We start from the raw sequence: 18,011 nt of genomic DNA, 5'->3' as shown, positions 1-18,011 counted from the left end.
GACCCATCTGTAATAATTTAAGAGTCACTGATAATTGCTGATTGTCGGTATTTCTGCAAATGTGAGATGCACCAGGGTTTTCATGGCAACAGGGAATCCTTGTGATAATCTGATTTCCCTCCTGTTTTACTCAGCAGACGGATATTTTCAATCAGGATTGATTTTTCTAACGCTTTGGCCATATCGTATAAAGTCAAGGCTGCCACAGATACCGCCGTTAAAGCCTCCATTTCTACCCCAGTTTCCGATTTTGTCACCACTTCTGCGCGAATTTCGTAGCCGGGTAACTCTGCTTTCGGGATAATCTGAACATTGATTTTTTGCAGGGGTAAGGGATGGCAAAGGGGAATTAAGGAGGAAGTTTGTTTGGCCGCCATAATTCCCGCTAGTCTGGCCGTCCCTAAAACGTCACCTTTAGGCGCATTTCCCTGTTCTATGGCTTCAAAAGTCGTTTTTAGCATTCTCACTTGTCCTAGGGCGATAGCAGTGCGTTTAGTGGGCATTTTCTCCGATACATCCACCATCCGGGCCCCGCCTTGGCTGTCGAGATGAGATAATTTTTCTTTACCCTCTTGCGTCATTGAATGAACCTGTGCTATAGTAGTTTACTGTTGAGAAAAACAAGGGCTTGTAGCTTAGTGGATTAGAGCGTGTGGCTACGGACCACAAGGTCGGGAGTTCGAGTCTCTCCAAGCCCGTTAGATACAATGGCATATACTACAGGAATTAGGGGCCTATGGTTCCTAATTCCTTTGCTTTTTTACCCCATCTTCCCACTTTCCTATACTTTTTAAACAGGATTTAGTATCATCAGCCAGTTTTGCTTTTTGCTGTTTTGCTGGAGTATTTTTTACCCTCAAACAGTGAAAGAAACTAAACTTTCAGGATTGTATAATATGAATTTTCCCGCACCTGTGCCGACACCCTTTCAAGTTGCTTTAGAGCGTTACCAGAATGCTCTAAATTATTTAGATACTTCTCATAATAAATCTCTGAAAAAAGCACAGGCTTTAGAAATTATTTACGCCAGAGATGCTCTTAATAAACAAATGGAAGCTGAGGCGGAAATTTCGGTTGATATGTCGTCAAAATTAATCGAACAAGATAATAGATTAAAACAGAAAAGTTACAAAATTACTCAAGTTCTTGACTTAGCTGAATATCGGGAGACTTTACCTATTTCTGCTCAGGCTTGGTGGTGGTATTTAGAAAGTAGAGAATCTCTGCATCCTTGCAATCGCTTTGATTGGCTATTGAGAATCGTTAAACTGGTTTTATTAGGGGTTAATTTTACATTAATCGGAACGATTGCTACTCGGTTTCTTAGTGGTGGTTCAGGTTTGCTAGAAATAGGAGGTGTTATTTTTTCGACTTTCATTTCTTTATTACAAACTGAAAATGCTCTCACACGGACGCGCCAGAAGGGTTTTGTTAAGTTAATGAAATTGCTTGGGATTGCTGAACATTGGTATGAAGAAATACAGTTTTCTGTAACAGTAATAGTCTTTGCTATTCTCTTGGGAATTTATCTAAATTTCTCTTGGTTTTCTGAGCTTTATAAGCAAGAAGGAAGCCGTTTACAATTTCCTCCGCCAGCAAGTCAAGAATTTCCTAATTTAGCTGCAGCCGAAGAGAAGTATTTAAAAGCGATTGAGTTAGATCCAGATAATCTAGATGCTCATTATAAGTTAGCAACACTTTATGAAGAGTTACAGGATTTGACTAATGGGAAGAAACACTATTTAATTGCGGCAAAAGGTGGTTTTATAGATGCTTATAATAATCTCGCTTATTGGTATCTGCGCGATAATAAGAATGCAGAAGCGGTAGAGTTACTGGAAAAAGCTAAGAGATTATTAGCAGAAAAAGATGAAAAACTAGACCAATTTACTGAAGAGGAGAAACGCAATTTAGCAGTACAAAAATATAGTATTTATAAAAATCTAGGCTGGGCCAGATTTAAGCAAAATCGCAGTGAAGATGCAGTTCCTAATCTTTTAGTTGCTATTGGTATCGCTGAAAATCCAGCTTATCAGAAATTTATCCGCAATCCTGGTGCTGCTTTTTGTATTTATGCTCAACTTTTAGAAAAAGAAGATAAGAAATCATCTCAGGAAAATTGGCGTAAATGTCTTAATTTAGCCGAAGGGAGGGAAATTAACACAGAGGAGGAGCAATGGTTATATGAAGCGAGTAAAAAAATTAAAGTGAAGTAAAGTTTAGTGACTATTCTCTGAGTAACGCGCTAAATCCTTCTTGCTGAAAATGCTTATCAAAGGTTAAGATTTCATTGATTTCTAGTTGTCTCATAATCTGCATTGAAGCACAATCAGTTAAGCTATAACCTTTATCTAATCGTCTTTGATAAAAATCAAAAGCCAGCTGAAATTGTTCACTGGTTTGGGGAATGATTATGGTTTTGCTGTCATTGCGTAAATCATGAGTTAAACGAATAGCTGATTTACGCAAAAATTCCCCTCTACTGCACAAAGCATTGAGCAATTCTGTCAGAACCATTTCACTGGTAACACCTCTAAAGTTACCCAGTCTTGCTACCATACTTATAGCAAGTCTATGAGCATTATCTCCTCTATCAGCTAACGCTTTTAAATAGAAGGTATCTAAGAAAATTTTTCTCATTCTTCCTCATCTTCTCTCGGTGCGCCGTACATATAGTGTTCCGCGTTACGCGCAAAGTCTCTGGGAAAGTGTTTTCGCCATTCTGATTGGGGAACAACGTTACCAATCTCAACAATTCTTTGCCAAAAAGGTTTTTTGCGAAATTCTGGGTCATTTTCCAGTGCATCCCATTTAGCATCGAGTTCTTCCATTGATAACTCAGGCTCTTCGGATGTGTTAGAGGTTAAATGATTGTTTAAGTTAGTCATGATTAAAGTTTCCTTTTAGATTAAAGAGAATAAGTCAATAATAACCTAAATTATCTGGTCAGGTAAATGTTTTGCGAAAATTTGTTTCATTCTTCCTCATCTTCTCTTGGTGCGCCGTACATATAGTGTTCAAAATTACGCGCAAAGTCTGTAGGTAAGTGTTTTCGCCATTCTGATTGGGGAACAACTTTACCAATCTCAACAATTCTTTGCCAAAAAGGTTTTTTGCGAAATTCAGGGTCATTTTCTAGTGCATCCCATTTAGCATCGAGTTCTTCCATTGATAACTCAGGCTCTTCGGATGTGTTAGAGGTTGAATGATTGTTTAAGTTAGTCATGATTAAAGTTTCCTTAGTGATAATAGGTTACTTTTATTATAGCATTTTCGAGTTGGATTGAGGTACGGAGATTATCGAGGGTAATTAACCACAGAGACACAGAGGACAGGGAGATTATTTGCCAATGTTATAATTTGTACTCAATAATAAAGGTGTTCGCTTTTGGAACACAATATTTAAGATGGAATTAACGGGAAGACTCCATGAACGCTATAAAGCAAAAATCTTAAATTGGTAAAAGTCTAATCCTAAAAATACGATCTGTTACTGACACAATTGCTCCCGTCTTTAATGCTTTTGTACAATCTCGTAAAACTATAGTTAAACGCTGATTAATTAGATTGTAGTTTTCATTGCCTAAACGGAATAGGATGACACTTGGTAAATTATCACCACTAATAGCGAGAAGTTGAGAAAAATCTAGATCGACAGTTAAAATTATCCGCTTTTCTCTTTTTGCTTTGGCAAGAATTTACTGATCAGATAAAGTTTGTAAGCCTTCATCTCGAAGATGAACGACATCATAACCTTGTTCTCTTAACCATGAGACTGTACGCAGAGAAATCCCCATATCGGCTAGAAACTCTATCTCCATTGCTCGATTAATTCAAAATGATGAACTTGTTCTCTGGCTAACCAAGAAGCATATAATAAACATTGGTGAATATCTTCTCTTTCTAGGTCAGGGTATTCCTCTAATATTTCCTCTATCGGCTTTTCGTTAGCAAGTAGATTAAGAATTAAAGAAACAGGAATACGCATTCCTCGAATACAGGCTTGACCTGCCATAATTTTGGAGTTAAAAGTAATTCGGTCTAATTGTTTTAAGGTCATATAGTTTCCAGAAATATGAAGATGATACCTGTGGTAATTTTATTATAGCTAATTCTATAGTTGCGAGTGGAAGTGGGAAATTACTCCTTCTGTGAGGGTGCAAAGCTTGTCTCCAACCCCATAGGGAAGATTAGGGAATGGTGAGGTTTTGGTCTGTAGTATTATAACAAGTAGACGAGAAAACGGTTTTTTTAAAAAAACCCGTTTTCTGAAATCGCACCGGATGAGGACTAAAGTCCAACAACGAACCTAATTAAAGCCAAACCTCAAGTGATTCTAGTCATGAATAATTTTCTCAAAATCTTTACCCCCATTTCCCTGATATTAATTACGGTAGGATTTCCGGCGGCGACTTTTAGCAACACTGTTGGAGTTAACACAATTTTTCAGGTAAAAGGGAAAGTTACCGTTAAAAAACCACAATGGAAGAAATCTCTTCCCGCTTCTGTCGGACTTACCCTCAGTTTTGATGATAAGTTAGAAGTGGCAGCTAACGCTTCGGTTAAGGTTTATTGTAGTAATCTCAAGCAGTGGATGGTTAAACCGGGAAAGTATATTATTTCTAATGGCTGTCCTCGGGGAAATCCTGTGATTTCACTTCCCAATAGTAATAATACAACCCTCAGTAATAATGATACCTTCATTAGTAGTGGGCCTAAGCCCCTCCGTCCCGCAGAACCTACCCCCCGTCCCGCAGGACAAACAGAAGAAGTCTTAGCAAAATTACCTTATCTAATTACTCCTCGTCAAACGAATATTCTCACCAATCGTCCTCCCCTGCGGTGGAATGCTGTTCCGGGTGCAACTAATTATACTGTCAAAATAGATATGGTTTGGGTTTCTATCAAATGGGAAACGCAGACAAATAAAACTGAGATAGTCTATCCCGGTGAACCTCCTCTGAAAACAGGAGGGCTATATCGAGTAATCATAGAAGCTGATAATGGTGCGTCTTCTAGAAGTGATGCAGTAGTCGGGTTTAGAGTATTAGATGAACAGACTCAAAAAACGGTTTTAGATGCTGTTAAAACTGTTCAACAGCAGCAATTATCCCCAGAGGAAGCAGGGTTAGTTTTAGCGCATCTCTATCGAGGTTATAAGTTGTATGGGGATGCGGTTGAGGTATTAGAAGGATTGGTGAAGCAAAATAGTCAGGTTGCTACGGTTTATCAACTGTTAGGGGATACTTACCTTAAGATAGGGTTGCCTCAGTTGGCAAAAAAACCTTATGAAAAAGCGTTAAAACTGGCAACAAATACGCAGAATTTGTCAGTGCAAGCGGAGATACAAGCGGGTTTAGGAATAGCTTATCATCTCTTGGGGAGTAAGGATGAGGCGATACAGTGGTTAACTAAGGCGAAGGGGACTTATAATCAGTTAGGAGATACTTCGCAGGTTCAGGAATTGGCTAAAACAATTAATGAAATTTTAAAGAGGGAGTAAGGATGGAAGTTATAGCACTCCCGTAGGGGCGAAGCATTCGGGCAATAACCTATCGCTGAAACCGTAGATTTCTTATCCGAATGCTTCGCCCCTACAACTTATTTGAAATTACTATAAATTATGGATAATGGCTACTACTTTTGTACGGAGGTAATCAAACAATGGATAAAGATAAACTCATAAAATATCGTCAAGCAGTGCAAAATTTGTTAAGTCGCTATGTAGCAGAAGATGTTACCGGTGAAGACGTAGAAGTACAATTAATATTTGATGTGGAACGGGATCATTATCAGTGGATGAATGTAGGATGGGAAGGTTTAAAACGAGTTTACCGCTCGATTGTTCATTTTGATATTCGTGATAATAAGATTTGGCTACAACAAAATTTAACGGAATTGAATCCAGCAGAGGATTTAATTTCAATGGGTGTTAAGAGGGAGGATATTGTTTTGGGACTGCAACCACCTTATAAACGGCCTTATACTAATTATGGTACTTAAAACAAATTCTCCTTGTCCCCTTGTTCCAAGGCAAAGCCTTGGAACACAATATCTAAGGCTCTGCCTTAAAGTAATGCTATAACTGTGGTGAGGTTGTTTTTAGTAGTGAAACGGCAGAAAAAATCAGAATTTTACTACAGCGAAAGGCTCAACCCGACAAATCTATTCAAGTTAATGTTTTTGCCTATCAATAAACTCTAGGGATAAAAGACCAATGAAAGTATCAATCAAATCAGGGATAGCGGTTGTCGTCATTACCGGGATGATGGGATTATCGGGAGTCATGTTAGCCCCAACGGTGGGACAGGTGATTTCTCAGGTTTCAACGCAAGATAAATTAGCCGAAGCAGAGAGGCTAACTCAGCAAGTTATTCAACTGTATCAGCAGGGGAAATATAACGAGGCGATTCCTCTAGCAGAACAGGCTTTAGCTATCTATAAACAACAATTAGGAGACAACCATCCCCTTACCGCCGCCAGTCTCAACAATTTGGCAGGACTTTACAAGTCTCAAGGAAGATACAGCGAAGCCGAACCCCTCTTCAAACAAGCCTTAGCTATCAGAAAACAACAATTAGGAGACAACCAAAGAAATAGAGGGTAAAATCGGTGTTCGTAGTGCCGAATTTCGTAGCCTATCCCAACCCATTACCCTCGAAGGTATTCAAAAGCTAATCCCTGCTGATGCTGCTTTAGTTGAAATAGTCCGCTATCAACCTGTTAATCCTAAAGCACCTGAAAATCAACGTTTTGGCATCCCTCGCTATGCTGTTTATATTCTCTATCCCAATGGTGACATCAAAGCCAAGGATTTAGGGGAAGCTAAACCGATTGACGACAAATTAACCTACTTCCGTGACAATCTTGCAGATGTTGACAAAGTAACTGGAATACCTCAAACTCCTATTCCCCAACTCAAAGAATCAGCGCGTCAACTTGATGAGATATTGATGCAGCCTATCCGTCAATTATTAGGCAATACTAAAACAATTCTGCTTTCTCCTGATGCTGCACTTAATTTAATTCCCTTTGAAGCTTTAGTAGATGAAAATAATCAATACTTAGTGGAAAATTATCATATTACCTATCTCACTTCTGGACGGGATTTATTGCGCCTTAAAGATAAATTTGCTAGTCAACAATCTCCGCTTATTGTAGCTGATCCTTTCTATGGTAAAGCAGGGGAAAAAGTCGCTCTCACTCGTTCCATCGACCTGTCTGAGTTTACTTTTCCCGGTCTTCCGGGTACAGAACAAGAAGCTAAAGCGATTAAAAATCTCTTACCTCAAGCCACTGTTTTAACTGGTTCTCAAGCCACAGAAAACGCCGTCAAACAAGTTAAAAAACCGAATGTTCTCCACATCGCTACTCATGGTTTTTTTAAACCAGAAAGCAATTTGAGTGAACGCAATCCGGGCGAACGCAATCCGGGCGAACGCAATTCGCCCCTACAAGGTGAACGTAATGTGGTTGAGAATCCTTTATTGCGTTCTGGGTTAGTTTTAGCAGGAGTTACAATCGGTCAAAGTGCAGGAGATGATGGTGTTTTGACTGCTTTAGAAACTACCAATTTAAACTTAGTCGGAACCAAATTAGTTGTGCTTTCTGCTTGCGATACGGGGAAAGGAGATATTAAAATCGGTCAGGGAGTTTATGGATTGCGCCGCGCTTTAGTTATTGCGGGAAGTGAAAGCCAATTAATTAGCCTTTGGAAAGTTTCTGATGATGCGACTAAAGATTTAATGGTCGCCTATTATGGACGCTTACAAAAAGGAGAAGGACGCAGTGAAGCTTTGCGACAAATTCAACTAGGAATGCTCAAGGGTGAGAAGCAAAAACATCCTTTTTATTGGGCCAGTTTTATTCCTTCTGGTGATGCAACTTCGATGCAATTTGACTGATTAAGGGTTAGGAGTTAAACTTAGTGGTAAGATTATTGGTATCACAAACAATTACTAGGAGGGTCACACAATGGCAACATTTACAGAAAACGACCTCAAAGAATTAAAAGACTTTATTGTAGGACAATTCAAAGAAGTTAATGACAAAATAGACAAGTCATCTGAACAACTTAATGGCAAAATAGACAGATTATCTGAACAACTTAATAGCAAAATAGACAAGCTATCTGAAGAAGTGAATAACTTAAGAGTTGACATAGCAAATATTAAAGGAGAATTAACAGGCGTGAATAAACGCCTAGATAACTTGGAATTTACTAATCGAACCATCTTTGTTGCCATTGTTACTGCACTAATGGCAGGATTGGTTAAGTTATTTTTCCCAAATTTTCCTACTAATCCTTAACTGTTGATTCAAAAAGAAAACGGGTTTTTTGAAAAAACCCGTTTTCTGAAATCGAATTCAAAATAGGAAATAGCGTTGGGCCATAGGTAAAACCGTAGCGGGTTCACAGATTAATAATTCCCCGTCAGCACGCACCTCGTAGGTTTCGGGATTAACTTCCATGCGCGGTAAAGCGTCATTTAGCTTCATACTAGCCTTACTGATATTGCGCGTATTCGACACAGCCACGGCGGTTTTTTTCAGCTTTAACTTCTCAGGAATGCCCGCTTTCATAGCATATTTAGAAACAAATGTCAAGGAAGTTTTGGCGATCGCACCGCCAAAAGAGGCAAACATGGGACGCATATAAACCGGTTGGGGTGTGGGAATACTGGCATTAGCGTCGCCCATTTGCGCCCAGGCGATTAAACCGCCTTTCAGGACAATTTCCGGTTTTACGCCAAAAAATGCCGGTTTCCAGAGAACCAAGTCGGCTAATTTGCCCACCTCGATGGAACCGACATAATCGGAGACACCATGGGTAATAGCAGGATTAATCGTATATTTAGCAATATATCGTCTTGCTCGCAGATTATCATTCTCTCCCGTTTCCCCGGTCAGTCTGCCCCGTTGTACCCGCATTTTGTGGGCAGTTTGCCAAGTGCGGATAATTACTTCCCCCACCCGTCCCATCGCTTGAGAATCGGAGGAAATGATGCTAAAAGCCCCTAAATCGTGGAGAATATCCTCGGCGGCAATAGTTTCGCGGCGGATGCGGGATTCAGCAAAGGCCACATCTTCGGGAATACTCCGGTCTAAATGATGACAAACCATCAACATATCGAGGTGTTCCTCTAAGGTATTCGTCGTATAGGGACGAGTGGGGTTAGTAGAGGAGGGTAAAACGTTCATTTCCCCGCAAACCCTGATAATATCGGGAGCATGACCACCGCCGGCCCCTTCCGTGTGGTAGGTGTGAATGACGCGATTTTTAAAAGCGGCGATAGTGGCCTCGACAAAACCAGCCTCATTGAGAGTATCGGTATGAATCGCCACCTGCACATCGTACTTATCGGCCACGCTTAAACAGGTATCAATGGCTGCCGGAGTGGTTCCCCAATCTTCATGGAGTTTTAAGCCAATTACCCCCGCTTTTACCTGTTCCGCTAGTCCTTCCGGCTGACTGCTATTGCCTTTACCCAAAAAACCCAAATTCATCGGGAAAGCTTCGGCCGCCTCTAGCATTCGATAGATGTGCCATTCTCCCGGGGTGCAGGTGGTGGCATTAGTTCCCGTCGCAGGTCCGGTCCCGCCACCAATCATCGTGGTAATCCCCGACGCAATCGCTGTCTCAATTTGTTGGGGACAGATAAAATGAATATGGGCATCAATCCCCCCTGCTGTCAAAATCATCCCTTCCCCGGCTAATGCCTCGGTAGCAGGACCGATAATAATATCAACATTATCTTGAATGTGGGGATTGCCCGCTTTACCGATTTTATAAATTTTGCCGTCTTTAATGCCCACATCGGCTTTAACGATGCCCCACCAGTCGAGAATTAAGGCATTAGTAATCACTAGATCTACCGCCCCATCTTCCCTAGAAATGGGGGATTGGCCCATCCCATCGCGAATTACTTTACCGCCGCCGAATTTTACCTCATCGCCGTAGCTGGTGAAATCTTTTTCGACTTCGATAAATAATTCCGTGTCTGCCAGGCGAACTTTATCTCCGACGGTGGGGCCGTAGGTTTCTGCATAGGTGCGGCGATCGATGCGATAATTCATAGGGGGAATTCTTGAAAATCGAGATCGATTATACGATCGATTTTCCGGCAATTATCGCTTTTTGGGGATTTTCTTCCATTTTTAATCTGGCTCGTTTTCGAGGATTTCTTTGGCTTTCAGTAAAGCTTGGCGATGTTCTTCGGTGACGGTGGGATATTTTAAACCAAGGGATTCCAGGGTGTGATAAATAACCGCCCCCACAGCTAAACGGGTAAACCATTTGCGATCAGCCGGGATAATATACCAAGGAGCCCATTCAGTACTGGTATGATTGAATACCTCCTCGTAGGCTTTCATGTAATCACCCCAAAAAGCTCTTTCTTTGACATCACTTTCGGAAAACTTCCAGTTTTTTTCAGGGCGATCAATTCTTTCTAAAAATCTTTTTTTCTGTTCTTCTTTAGAAACATTGAGAAAGAATTTCAGGACAATAACCCCATTGTTAACCAGATATTTTTCAAAATTATTAATCTCCTCAAAACGTCGCTGCCAAACTTTCTTGGTTCTGTCTTCTGGGGGGAGTTTTTGCCGTTCCAATAAATCTTGATGGACGCGCACGACTAATAATTCTTCGTAGTAAGAACGATTAAAAATACCGATACGACCCCGCTCCGGTAAGGCTTTATAATATCGCCAGAGATAATCGTGATCTAGTTCTTCGGCCGAGGGAACTTTAAAGCTAAATACCTGACAGCCTTGGGGATTTAAACCCGACATAACGTGTCTAATCGTACCATCTTTACCCGCCGCATCCATGGCTTGCAGATTAATTAACAGGGCATAGGTATCCTGGGCATAGAGTTTATCTTGAAACTCGGCCATTTTTTCGATCCCCTGTTGCAGCAGCAGCGTGGCATCTTCTTTGGTGATATAGTCTGGCTTAAACCCGGGATCGTAATCCTTGTGCAGAGAAATTTCTTTACCCGGTGGTACTATTAAGGATTGTAAAAATGCTTGGCGATCAATTTTGCTGACCATGCTCTTCTCCTTGATTGTTTTGACCCCTAAGATTACATTGTAGCACTTTTGCTCGGAAAATATCTAACCCTTGAACTGGCGAGTCAAAGATGAACTGGCAAAAGTATATTTAAATAGCTGTCAGTCCCTAAGCAAAATTAATTACACATCTAAGCTGTCAACCGTTTATCAGTTATCGGTAGGAAAATAGAATATTAAGTGAGCAGTATTACAACAGTTATCTTAATGGTGAGGTGCGAAGTTTTCGTTTTGGGGAGTAGGTGGTCGATGTCAAAGTAGGTTACACTTTATCTTGATGAGAAACGCTGTAGATGTATTTTTACTTTAAAAAAAGGTTGATTGCATCAATAAGCTGCTTGAGTTGTTTAATCTTTTCAACTAGATGCAAATATATAAACTCATAATCTAGGAGACTAGCTATTTCTTCCACAGTCCTTTCGCTTTTATCATAGCTTCGTTGTATTAATTGATAAATACTGTCCAGCACTTGACTAGGATGTGGTATTTGTTCTACATCTAGGACATTTAGATCGAAACCTAAATTGTCTAGAATAAACTTAGATGTTAAACAACTATCTATTTTAGTCAGAAAACTGTATTCACCTAAAAACCAAGCTTCGATTTCCATAATCACTAAAATCATCGAAATGGGAATTCCCTTGTTCTGAAGTAAAGGTTTTAAAAATCCTTTAATGCCATTTTCTACCTTAGTTCTATTTTCTAGAGATTCGGGATATAGATCCCGTAAACCTAAATTTTTTTTATAACCATTATTAGTTAAACTATCATGTTGTTTTTTTATATCGGAAAGTACATGAGAATCACATCCGCAATCGTACAAAAGAATAAAGAAAGGAGCAACTTCGATAGAATTTGATTTTAGCGGTTCAATTTTGCGATTAGCTTTATCCCCGCGCACTTGATAAACTTCCACAGAAACTTTTTTGTATCCTGCAATTTCTTGAAGTAACCTGGTTATCAATATTCTTTCGGTCTGTCCTTCCACAAAAATCGCTAGTTTTTTCTGTAACATCAATCTATCACCTCCTCTGAATTAGGTTCCTGCAAGTAGTATTCACTAGCAAAAAAATCAAAGTTATTCAGTCCAATATGTTTAAACTGTTCAAATTGTTCGGGAGAATTAGAGTAATTATGTAATTTAGCGACTCCGGGTTGTCGTTCGATAACAGACCAATATTCAAGAGGAACACCATTCATGATATTCTCATCGTTAGTGGTCATGATAAGTTGCACTAAGCCTGTTTTCGCCTTCTCAATTAAAAGTTTAATTATAGCTGAAGATCGTTGAAAATCCAAACCCTCCCCGATATCATCAATAATAATACAACTAGGCTGATCTGACAAAATAGCGTAATTAATCTGAATAAATAATGATAAAGCTCTGAACATTCCTTGAGATATTTCCGATTGTTCCGTGACAGACTTTAACCCATCTTCTTGCACATACAAAAACTTTGGTAAATTGTCTGAATCCTCGTCTGAATTTTCAAGAGGCGAAATATTAGACTTGAAAAAACTCGGTACTTTAGTTTCTATCTTTGTAATTTGATAACCGATTCTATTCATATCGTCAATAATTCTTTGAGTGAATTCACTATGTTCTCGTTTTCCCAGCACAAATATTTCAACAACATAATCAGAATCTTTAGTATCTGTTTTAGCTTTTAATAATTCTGTTGTTGGCGGCAATTTAGCTAGGGTATATTTTCCCAGTTGTGTTCCAAATTCATAGAATCTTAGAGAGCTAGACCATTTATAAATATCTTCCAAGAAAGGGTGTTGGATAGTATCTCGACGCTTAACTACTGCTAATTCTGTTTTAGGTGTTTGAAAGCGCATATACTGATTAAGTTCTTGGGCAAAAATTCTACCTTCTGCCGACTCATTTCTTTCTAAAAGTTGCTTGCTACCAATAATTAGCTTTTCTTGGAGAACTTCTCCATTTTCTGATTCTAGAAAATATTCTGTTTTACAATTTGTGGTGCAATCAAAAAATAAATGCCATGTATCCTTTCTAAAAGATGGATCAAATTTTTCACTTCCAGATAATAGTTCTGATAGCTTATATATACTTTTGACAATTCTTGATTTTCCACTGGCATTTTTACCAACGATTAAATTAATATTGCCTAACTGACATCCATCAATTCGCCATTCACTAGGTTCCCCTCGATTAGAAATATATTCAAATTGGTCTAATTTCATGATTTTAATCTCCTTGATCGCAAAAATCGTCAATAAGGTGAGCTTTTCATAGCTCACCCTAAACTTCATACTAACTCAAAACACCAGAAGGAATCCCTAAGATATCCTCAATTTTAGGTAAATCTTCTAGGGGAATTACCCGGCCTTCATACTCAAAACCAGCGATTTCAATTAAGATTGAGAATACTAATACTAGACAGGATAAGAGCTTCATGTATCTAGAATGTATCAAAATAATCGGTCATGACTATAAAAACAAATCCAGGGGTAGATAACCCCCTTGTGTACAAATGATCTGGCAAATACATAAGAACTAATTAGCTGATGGTCTGAGTTTTTGTTGTATTTTAGCCTTTATTCGAGCAATAAAGCTGGATTTGTTCTTTTTTTCGGGATCTTCGTAGATAAAAGTTTTGGCACTACCATCTTCTAATATTTCAATTAACTTTAAACTAGGTGCTTGTCTCTGTTGTTTTAGTGACTCAGACATAATAGTTTCCTCTGTGGTTTAGGTCTTACCCCTACTGTTATCATGAGTCAATTGCTTAACCTAGTCAATACCCTAGACATTATTCTTCATTCTCCAGAGTAATTTAACAACGTTATTGTATTGTGTCATCCAGTCTAAAATACTACTATGCAGATTTCTATCATTCATTGAGCTTAAATCCGCACTATCATCGGTATCAACAGCTAATAGTCCCAGAATAGAACTTTTTTGCAGTGCAGCTACAGCTAACACAATTTTTATATGAGGATTAATTAATAGTTCATTGTCTCTTTGGAGAGGGACATAAGAAGACGGTAATTGCTGGGAATTAGAAATATCAATAAACTCCAACGCATACTTTCTTTTAGTCTTCAGGTATGTGTAACCAATTACCCCTTCATCTAATTCAAAAAGTGCCTCTAGTTCCCTATCAGATACATTGCTAGTTTTACATACCATTTGGAGATTCCAAGTAAATAACTTTTGTCTCACTGGTATCCACAAGGATACTCTGATATTGCCTTTTAGATTAAATTTTTGTTTTATATTAACAGATAATTCTTCTAAAAAACTACTGATTGCTGGCACAATGTTTAAGCGAATTGTTTCTAAAAGTTCAACAGTATCTTGTCCAGTCTGTGTTTGAGAGAGTAGAACAGGAATTCCTAAGATAATAATAGATATAATCGTAACTATTTGAGGACTCTTTAATAATTTCCATTCCCTAGGTATAGGACTATTCTCTCCTGTAAAAAATGAACTTGCATCCCCTAAACCTGTCACAATTGCTACCATTAAGTATAACAAAAATATGAGTTTTTCCCAAGGCTTGAATTTTCTAAGAAAATAATCAAATTCATACTTAATAATTCTTGCAATAATTATTCGTTGTTGATCCTTCATCTAATTTCAAGTTTCTTTGACAATAAAAGGGACTGGATAAATCCTATCAATTCTAAATAAAACTGTTGTTTGACGATTTTCCCAAACTAATTTTTCAATGATAACATCTGCGTAGGCGACCCAATGTTCATTTACCAAAGGAATGGGAACATCAACAGGAATAATTCTATAATCTTCTTTGCTCCCTTGATACTGTTTAGATAATTCCAAACTTTCTGGATAACCTTGAGATGGTTTTAACTTTAAAATACTATTCACTTCACAGGGCATTCCCATAAATTTTACCTCTTTATTTTCTGAACAAAAGGTGAGCTTTTTATAGCTCACCCTCAACTTCATACTAACTCAAAACACCGGAAGGAATCCCTAGTATATCCTCAATTTTAGGTAAATCTTCTAGGGGAATTACCCGGCCTTCATCCTCAAAACCAGCGATTTCATTAAAGTTCAAATAGCGGTATAAATCGCCAGCAAAAGGATTAATTTTCTCGGTGACAATTGCCAGGTATTCCTCGACGGTGGGAATGCGTCCCAGCAGCGCACAAACCGCTGCTAATTCGGCGGAACCGAGATAGACTCGCGCATCTTTTCCCATGCGATTATTGAAGTTACGAGTCGAGGTAGAAAATACCGTCGCTCTGTCTTCAACCCGCGCTTGATTCCCCATACAAAGGGAACATCCAGGCATCTCAGTACGGGCCCCAGAAGCGGCAAAAATGCCATACATTCCCTCCTCGCGCAATTGTTTTTCATCCATGCGGGTGGGGGGACAAATCCACAGTTTAGCCTTAGCAACTCCTGCTCCTTCTAATATCTTAGCGGCGGCGCGATAATGACCAATATTAGTCATACAAGAACCGATGAACACCTCATCAATTTTATCCCCGGCGCATTCCGACATTAACTTGATATTATCGGGGTCATTGGGTGCGGCAACAATTGGTTCTTTAATCTCGTTTAAGTTGACGGTGATAATATCCGCATATTCGGCATCCTTATCCGCCTCCATCAGAACGGGATTAGCTAACCATTGTTCCATTTTTGCTACCCGACGTAGGATAGTTTTGGCATCACTATAACCCCGGGCCGCCATATTTTTTAACAGGGCCACATTAGAGCGTAAATATTCCGCCACTGTCTCGGTACTTAACTTAATCGTACAACCAGCACAGGAACGTTCCGCCGTGGCATCGGTTAACTCAAAAGCCTGTTCTAATTTCAAATCCGGCAGCCCTTCCATCTCCATAATGCGACCGTTAAAAACATTTTTTTTGTTCTGTTTTTCCACGGTTAATTTGCCTTCTTGGATGGCAACGTAGGGAATAGCATTAACAATATCGCGCAGAGTTACACCGGGTTGTAATTCCCCCGTAAAACGCACTAAAACCGATTCCGGCATATCCAAAGGCATTACTCCCAAAGCGGCGGCAAATGCCACTAAACCCGACCCCGCAGGAAAGGAAATTCCCAGGGGAAAACGAGTATGAGAATCGCCTCCAGTCCCCACCGTATCCGGCAATAACATCCGATTTAACCAGGAATGAATAATGCCATCTCCCGGACGTAAAGCCACCCCACCCCGGGTAGAGAAAAAGTCCGGTAATTGGTGATGAGTTTGAATATCAACCGGTTTGGGATAGGCTGCCGTGTGACAGAAACTCTGCATGACTAAATCGGCGCTAAAACCTAAACAGGCTAACTCTTTTAACTCGTCTCTGGTCATCGGGCCGGTGGTATCCTGAGACCCTACCGTGGTCATAATTGGGTCACAGGAAGTACCCGGCCGCACTCCGGGTAAACCGCAAGCTTTGCCGACCATTTTTTGCGCTAGGGTGTAACCTTTACCCGTGTCATTAGGCATAGTGGGACGAGTAAATAGGGTACTAGCCTCAAGTCCCAAGGCGTGACGGGTTTTATCCGTGAGACTGCGACCGATTAATAGGGGAATACGACCGCCGGCCCGCACTTCATCCAGAATTGTCTCAGGTTTGAGGCTAAAAGTGCTAATAGTTGCTCCCGCTTCGTTGGTGATTTTGCCTTCGTAGGGATAAATTTTAATCACATCCCCCGTGTTCATTTGGCTAACATCGCATTCAATCGGTAAAGCGCCGGAATCCTCAGCAGTATTAAAGAAGATAGGGGCGATTTTACTGCCTAAAATATAGCCACCAGCACGTTTATTAGGTACAAAGGGAATATCATCGCCAATATGCCAGAGAACCGAGTTAATCGCCGATTTTCGGCTGGAACCAGTCCCAACCACATCCCCCACATAGGCGACCGGATGGCCTAATTTTTTCAATTCGGCAATGGTTTCTAGGGACCCGGGTTGACGGGTTTCTAACATTACCAAAGCATGGAGGGGAATATCGGGCCGGGTGGTGGCATGGGGAGCGGGAGATAGGTCATCTGTATTGGTTTCTCCGGGTACTTTGAAGACGGTGACGGTAATTTCTTTAGCAAGTTTCGGTTTAGCGATAAACCAAGCGCCATTGGCCCAAGCATCGATGACCTGTTTAGCATAGGGATTGGTGTCGGATAATTCCAAAACCTCGTTAAATGCGTCGAATACTAGCAGGGTTTTACTTAAAGCGCTGGCAGCAGCGGCGGCGATATTAATATCTCTGGATTTCAGCAGTTCAATCAGAGAATGAACGTTATAACCACCGACCATGGTTCCCAGTAAGCTAACCGCACCCTGAGCGGAGATAACGCTAGATTTTATTTCACCTTTGGCAATTCCTGTTAAAAATCCCGCTTTAACGTAGGCCGCTTCATCAACTCCGGGGGGAACACGGTCACGCAGCAGGGTCAGCAATTCTCCCTTGAGTTCTTCGGACGGATTTTTGAGTATTTCGCATAATTCCGCCGTTTGTTGAGCATTGAGGGGAAGGGGAGGGATACCTAATTTCGCTCGGTCGGCAACGTGCTGATGATACGCTTCTAACATAGGTCGATTTTCTCCTAGTCTTCACTTGTGACGGTTTCTTCCTAGGTTAATGGATTTTTGCTAGTCTCGGAATTTCTCGGTTAGCGAGACATGACTTTATTGTGCGATTTCCATAAAATGAGAAAATAGCGATCGATTGACTATATTGAGGCGTAGATAATGGCTATCACCGATTCTGATCTAGATTTAGCACAATATATCGACCATTCTCTCCTCATCCCCACCGCCACCCGTGAACAATTAGAGGCTTACTGTCAACAGGCCGAACAATATCGTTTTCCCACCGTCTGCGTTTATCCCGCTGCCGTTAAGCAAGCTGTGCAGTTACTCCACGGCAAAAAAACTTTAGTTTCTACCGTGATTGGTTTTCCCGCAGGGGCCACTACC

20 protein-coding genes, 1 tRNA gene and 2 pseudogenes are annotated in these 18,011 nt (G+C 40.2%); 8 read left to right on the top strand and 15 right to left on the bottom strand.

What is annotated here, in order from left to right; genetic code table 11:
• Window positions 1-80 precede the first annotated feature (80 nt).
• Window positions 81-581, bottom strand: a complete 501-nt coding sequence (moaC, locus tag IQ242_RS02790) for a cyclic pyranopterin monophosphate synthase MoaC (RefSeq protein WP_193958959.1) — start codon at window positions 579-581, stop codon at window positions 81-83.
• A gap of 43 nt (window positions 582-624) precedes the next feature.
• On the opposite strand from moaC, the gene IQ242_RS02785 reads away from it, so the two are divergent.
• Window positions 625-698 (top strand) — tRNA-Arg (locus IQ242_RS02785).
• A gap of 198 nt (window positions 699-896) precedes the next feature.
• Window positions 897-2,216, top strand: coding sequence for a tetratricopeptide repeat protein (locus IQ242_RS02780; RefSeq protein WP_193958960.1), 1,320 nt, complete (start codon window positions 897-899; stop codon window positions 2,214-2,216).
• 10 nt (window positions 2,217-2,226) lie between these two features.
• Here the strand turns inward: IQ242_RS02780 and IQ242_RS02775 are convergent, their stop codons facing one another.
• The 5 genes and pseudogenes from IQ242_RS02775 to IQ242_RS02755 all read right to left on the bottom strand — a co-directional run bounded on the left by IQ242_RS02775 (window position 2,227) and on the right by IQ242_RS02755 (window position 4,060).
• A complete protein-coding gene (locus IQ242_RS02775; RefSeq protein ID WP_193958958.1) occupies window positions 2,227-2,640 on the bottom strand; it encodes a type II toxin-antitoxin system VapC family toxin in 414 nt (137 codons plus the stop codon).
• Complete coding sequence (locus IQ242_RS02770; protein ID WP_193958957.1) at window positions 2,637-2,888, bottom strand: hypothetical protein; 252 nt, start codon at window positions 2,886-2,888, stop codon at window positions 2,637-2,639. The genes IQ242_RS02775 and IQ242_RS02770 overlap by 4 nt, the downstream gene beginning before the upstream one ends.
• A gap of 86 nt (window positions 2,889-2,974) precedes the next feature.
• Window positions 2,975-3,226 carry a hypothetical protein gene (locus IQ242_RS02765; RefSeq protein WP_024970586.1) on the bottom strand — a complete coding sequence of 84 codons (252 nt, stop codon included), beginning with the start codon at window positions 3,224-3,226 and terminating at the stop codon, window positions 2,975-2,977.
• 226 nt (window positions 3,227-3,452) lie between these two features.
• Window positions 3,453-3,821: pseudogene (locus IQ242_RS02760) on the bottom strand (DUF5615 family PIN-like protein).
• A complete protein-coding gene (locus IQ242_RS02755; RefSeq protein ID WP_002743172.1) occupies window positions 3,812-4,060 on the bottom strand; it encodes a DUF433 domain-containing protein in 249 nt (82 codons plus the stop codon). Before IQ242_RS02755 ends, IQ242_RS02760 begins: the two are co-directional and overlap by 10 nt.
• A gap of 282 nt (window positions 4,061-4,342) precedes the next feature.
• On the opposite strand from IQ242_RS02755, the gene IQ242_RS02750 reads away from it, so the two are divergent.
• The 5 genes from IQ242_RS02750 to IQ242_RS02735 all read left to right on the top strand — a co-directional run bounded on the left by IQ242_RS02750 (window position 4,343) and on the right by IQ242_RS02735 (window position 8,310).
• Window positions 4,343-5,503: a lipopolysaccharide assembly protein LapB gene (locus IQ242_RS02750; protein WP_193958956.1), complete on the top strand. Its 1,161-nt coding sequence runs from the start codon at window positions 4,343-4,345 to the stop codon at window positions 5,501-5,503.
• 161 nt (window positions 5,504-5,664) lie between these two features.
• Window positions 5,665-6,003, top strand: a complete 339-nt coding sequence (locus tag IQ242_RS02745) for a XisI protein (protein ID WP_002735894.1) — start codon at window positions 5,665-5,667, stop codon at window positions 6,001-6,003.
• A 214-nt stretch (window positions 6,004-6,217) separates the two neighbouring features.
• Window positions 6,218-6,607, top strand: a complete 390-nt coding sequence (locus IQ242_RS27000; RefSeq protein ID WP_370582943.1) for a tetratricopeptide repeat protein — start codon at window positions 6,218-6,220, stop codon at window positions 6,605-6,607.
• 346 nt (window positions 6,608-6,953) lie between these two features.
• Window positions 6,954-7,904 (top strand): CHAT domain-containing protein, encoded by a 951-nt coding sequence (locus tag IQ242_RS26995; RefSeq protein WP_370582942.1) that lies wholly within the window; start codon window positions 6,954-6,956, stop codon window positions 7,902-7,904.
• Window positions 7,905-7,974: 70 nt separating this feature from the next.
• Window positions 7,975-8,310: an LPP leucine zipper domain-containing protein gene (locus IQ242_RS02735; RefSeq protein WP_002737579.1), complete on the top strand. Its 336-nt coding sequence runs from the start codon at window positions 7,975-7,977 to the stop codon at window positions 8,308-8,310.
• A gap of 57 nt (window positions 8,311-8,367) precedes the next feature.
• On the opposite strand, the gene ureC is transcribed toward IQ242_RS02735, so the two are convergent.
• From ureC to acnB, 9 genes are all read right to left on the bottom strand, one after another.
• A complete protein-coding gene (ureC, locus tag IQ242_RS02730) occupies window positions 8,368-10,077 on the bottom strand; it encodes an urease subunit alpha (protein ID WP_193958955.1) in 1,710 nt (569 codons plus the stop codon).
• Between the two features lie 81 nt (window positions 10,078-10,158).
• On the bottom strand, window positions 10,159-11,055 hold the full coding sequence (locus IQ242_RS02725) for a polyphosphate kinase 2 family protein (protein WP_193958954.1): 897 nt from the start codon (window positions 11,053-11,055) through the stop codon (window positions 10,159-10,161).
• Window positions 11,056-11,374: 319 nt separating this feature from the next.
• Entirely contained in the window at window positions 11,375-12,088 is a 714-nt protein-coding gene (locus IQ242_RS02720; protein ID WP_193958953.1) for a TOPRIM nucleotidyl transferase/hydrolase domain-containing protein, read from the bottom strand.
• Window positions 12,088-13,281, bottom strand: coding sequence for an AAA family ATPase (locus IQ242_RS02715; RefSeq protein WP_193958952.1), 1,194 nt, complete (start codon window positions 13,279-13,281; stop codon window positions 12,088-12,090). The genes IQ242_RS02720 and IQ242_RS02715 overlap by 1 nt, the downstream gene beginning before the upstream one ends.
• A 70-nt stretch (window positions 13,282-13,351) precedes the next feature.
• Complete coding sequence (locus tag IQ242_RS02710; protein WP_193958951.1) at window positions 13,352-13,495, bottom strand: hypothetical protein; 144 nt, start codon at window positions 13,493-13,495, stop codon at window positions 13,352-13,354.
• A 99-nt stretch (window positions 13,496-13,594) separates the two neighbouring features.
• Complete coding sequence (locus tag IQ242_RS02705) at window positions 13,595-13,771, bottom strand: hypothetical protein (protein WP_002785471.1); 177 nt, start codon at window positions 13,769-13,771, stop codon at window positions 13,595-13,597.
• 72 nt (window positions 13,772-13,843) lie between these two features.
• Window positions 13,844-14,674 (bottom strand): hypothetical protein, encoded by an 831-nt coding sequence (locus tag IQ242_RS02700; RefSeq protein ID WP_193958950.1) that lies wholly within the window; start codon window positions 14,672-14,674, stop codon window positions 13,844-13,846.
• A 6-nt stretch (window positions 14,675-14,680) separates the two neighbouring features.
• A complete protein-coding gene (locus tag IQ242_RS02695; RefSeq protein ID WP_002761370.1) occupies window positions 14,681-14,950 on the bottom strand; it encodes a DUF2584 domain-containing protein in 270 nt (89 codons plus the stop codon).
• A 64-nt stretch (window positions 14,951-15,014) separates the two neighbouring features.
• Window positions 15,015-17,624, bottom strand: coding sequence for a bifunctional aconitate hydratase 2/2-methylisocitrate dehydratase (acnB, locus tag IQ242_RS02690; RefSeq protein ID WP_193958949.1), 2,610 nt, complete (start codon window positions 17,622-17,624; stop codon window positions 15,015-15,017).
• 159 nt (window positions 17,625-17,783) lie between these two features.
• On the opposite strand from acnB, the pseudogene IQ242_RS02685 reads away from it, so the two are divergent.
• A pseudogene (locus IQ242_RS02685) lies at window positions 17,784-18,011 on the top strand (2-deoxyribose-5-phosphate aldolase); the annotation flags it as partial.

The organism is Microcystis sp. LEGE 08355, assembly GCF_015207185.1.
Classification (GTDB): domain Bacteria; phylum Cyanobacteriota; class Cyanobacteriia; order Cyanobacteriales; family Microcystaceae; genus Microcystis; species Microcystis panniformis.
The sequence above is the reverse complement of the archived record's forward strand: the minus strand, read 5'-3'. Positions and strand labels throughout refer to the sequence as shown.

Bases quoted from the DNA above. Each gene is read 5' to 3' on its own strand.
- moaC (WP_193958959.1), bottom strand. From the start codon at position 581: ATGACGCAAGAGGGTAAAGAAAAATTATCTCATCTCGACAGCCAAGGC.
- IQ242_RS02780 (WP_193958960.1), top strand. From the start codon at position 897: ATGAATTTTCCCGCACCTGTGCCGACACCCTTTCAAGTTGCTTTAGAG.
- IQ242_RS02775 (WP_193958958.1), bottom strand. From the start codon at position 2,640: ATGAGAAAAATTTTCTTAGATACCTTCTATTTAAAAGCGTTAGCTGAT.
- IQ242_RS02770 (WP_193958957.1), bottom strand. From the start codon at position 2,888: ATGACTAACTTAAACAATCATTTAACCTCTAACACATCCGAAGAGCCT.
- IQ242_RS02765 (WP_024970586.1), bottom strand. From the start codon at position 3,226: ATGACTAACTTAAACAATCATTCAACCTCTAACACATCCGAAGAGCCT.
- IQ242_RS02755 (WP_002743172.1), bottom strand. From the start codon at position 4,060: ATGACCTTAAAACAATTAGACCGAATTACTTTTAACTCCAAAATTATG.
- IQ242_RS02750 (WP_193958956.1), top strand. From the start codon at position 4,343: ATGAATAATTTTCTCAAAATCTTTACCCCCATTTCCCTGATATTAATT.
- IQ242_RS02745 (WP_002735894.1), top strand. From the start codon at position 5,665: ATGGATAAAGATAAACTCATAAAATATCGTCAAGCAGTGCAAAATTTG.
- IQ242_RS27000 (WP_370582943.1), top strand. From the start codon at position 6,218: ATGAAAGTATCAATCAAATCAGGGATAGCGGTTGTCGTCATTACCGGG.
- IQ242_RS26995 (WP_370582942.1), top strand. From the start codon at position 6,954: ATGCAGCCTATCCGTCAATTATTAGGCAATACTAAAACAATTCTGCTT.
- IQ242_RS02735 (WP_002737579.1), top strand. From the start codon at position 7,975: ATGGCAACATTTACAGAAAACGACCTCAAAGAATTAAAAGACTTTATT.
- ureC (WP_193958955.1), bottom strand. From the start codon at position 10,077: ATGAATTATCGCATCGATCGCCGCACCTATGCAGAAACCTACGGCCCC.
- IQ242_RS02725 (WP_193958954.1), bottom strand. From the start codon at position 11,055: ATGGTCAGCAAAATTGATCGCCAAGCATTTTTACAATCCTTAATAGTA.
- IQ242_RS02720 (WP_193958953.1), bottom strand. From the start codon at position 12,088: ATGTTACAGAAAAAACTAGCGATTTTTGTGGAAGGACAGACCGAAAGA.
- IQ242_RS02715 (WP_193958952.1), bottom strand. From the start codon at position 13,281: ATGAAATTAGACCAATTTGAATATATTTCTAATCGAGGGGAACCTAGT.
- IQ242_RS02710 (WP_193958951.1), bottom strand. From the start codon at position 13,495: ATGAAGCTCTTATCCTGTCTAGTATTAGTATTCTCAATCTTAATTGAA.
- IQ242_RS02705 (WP_002785471.1), bottom strand. From the start codon at position 13,771: ATGTCTGAGTCACTAAAACAACAGAGACAAGCACCTAGTTTAAAGTTA.
- IQ242_RS02700 (WP_193958950.1), bottom strand. From the start codon at position 14,674: ATGAAGGATCAACAACGAATAATTATTGCAAGAATTATTAAGTATGAA.
- IQ242_RS02695 (WP_002761370.1), bottom strand. From the start codon at position 14,950: ATGGGAATGCCCTGTGAAGTGAATAGTATTTTAAAGTTAAAACCATCT.
- acnB (WP_193958949.1), bottom strand. From the start codon at position 17,624: ATGTTAGAAGCGTATCATCAGCACGTTGCCGACCGAGCGAAATTAGGT.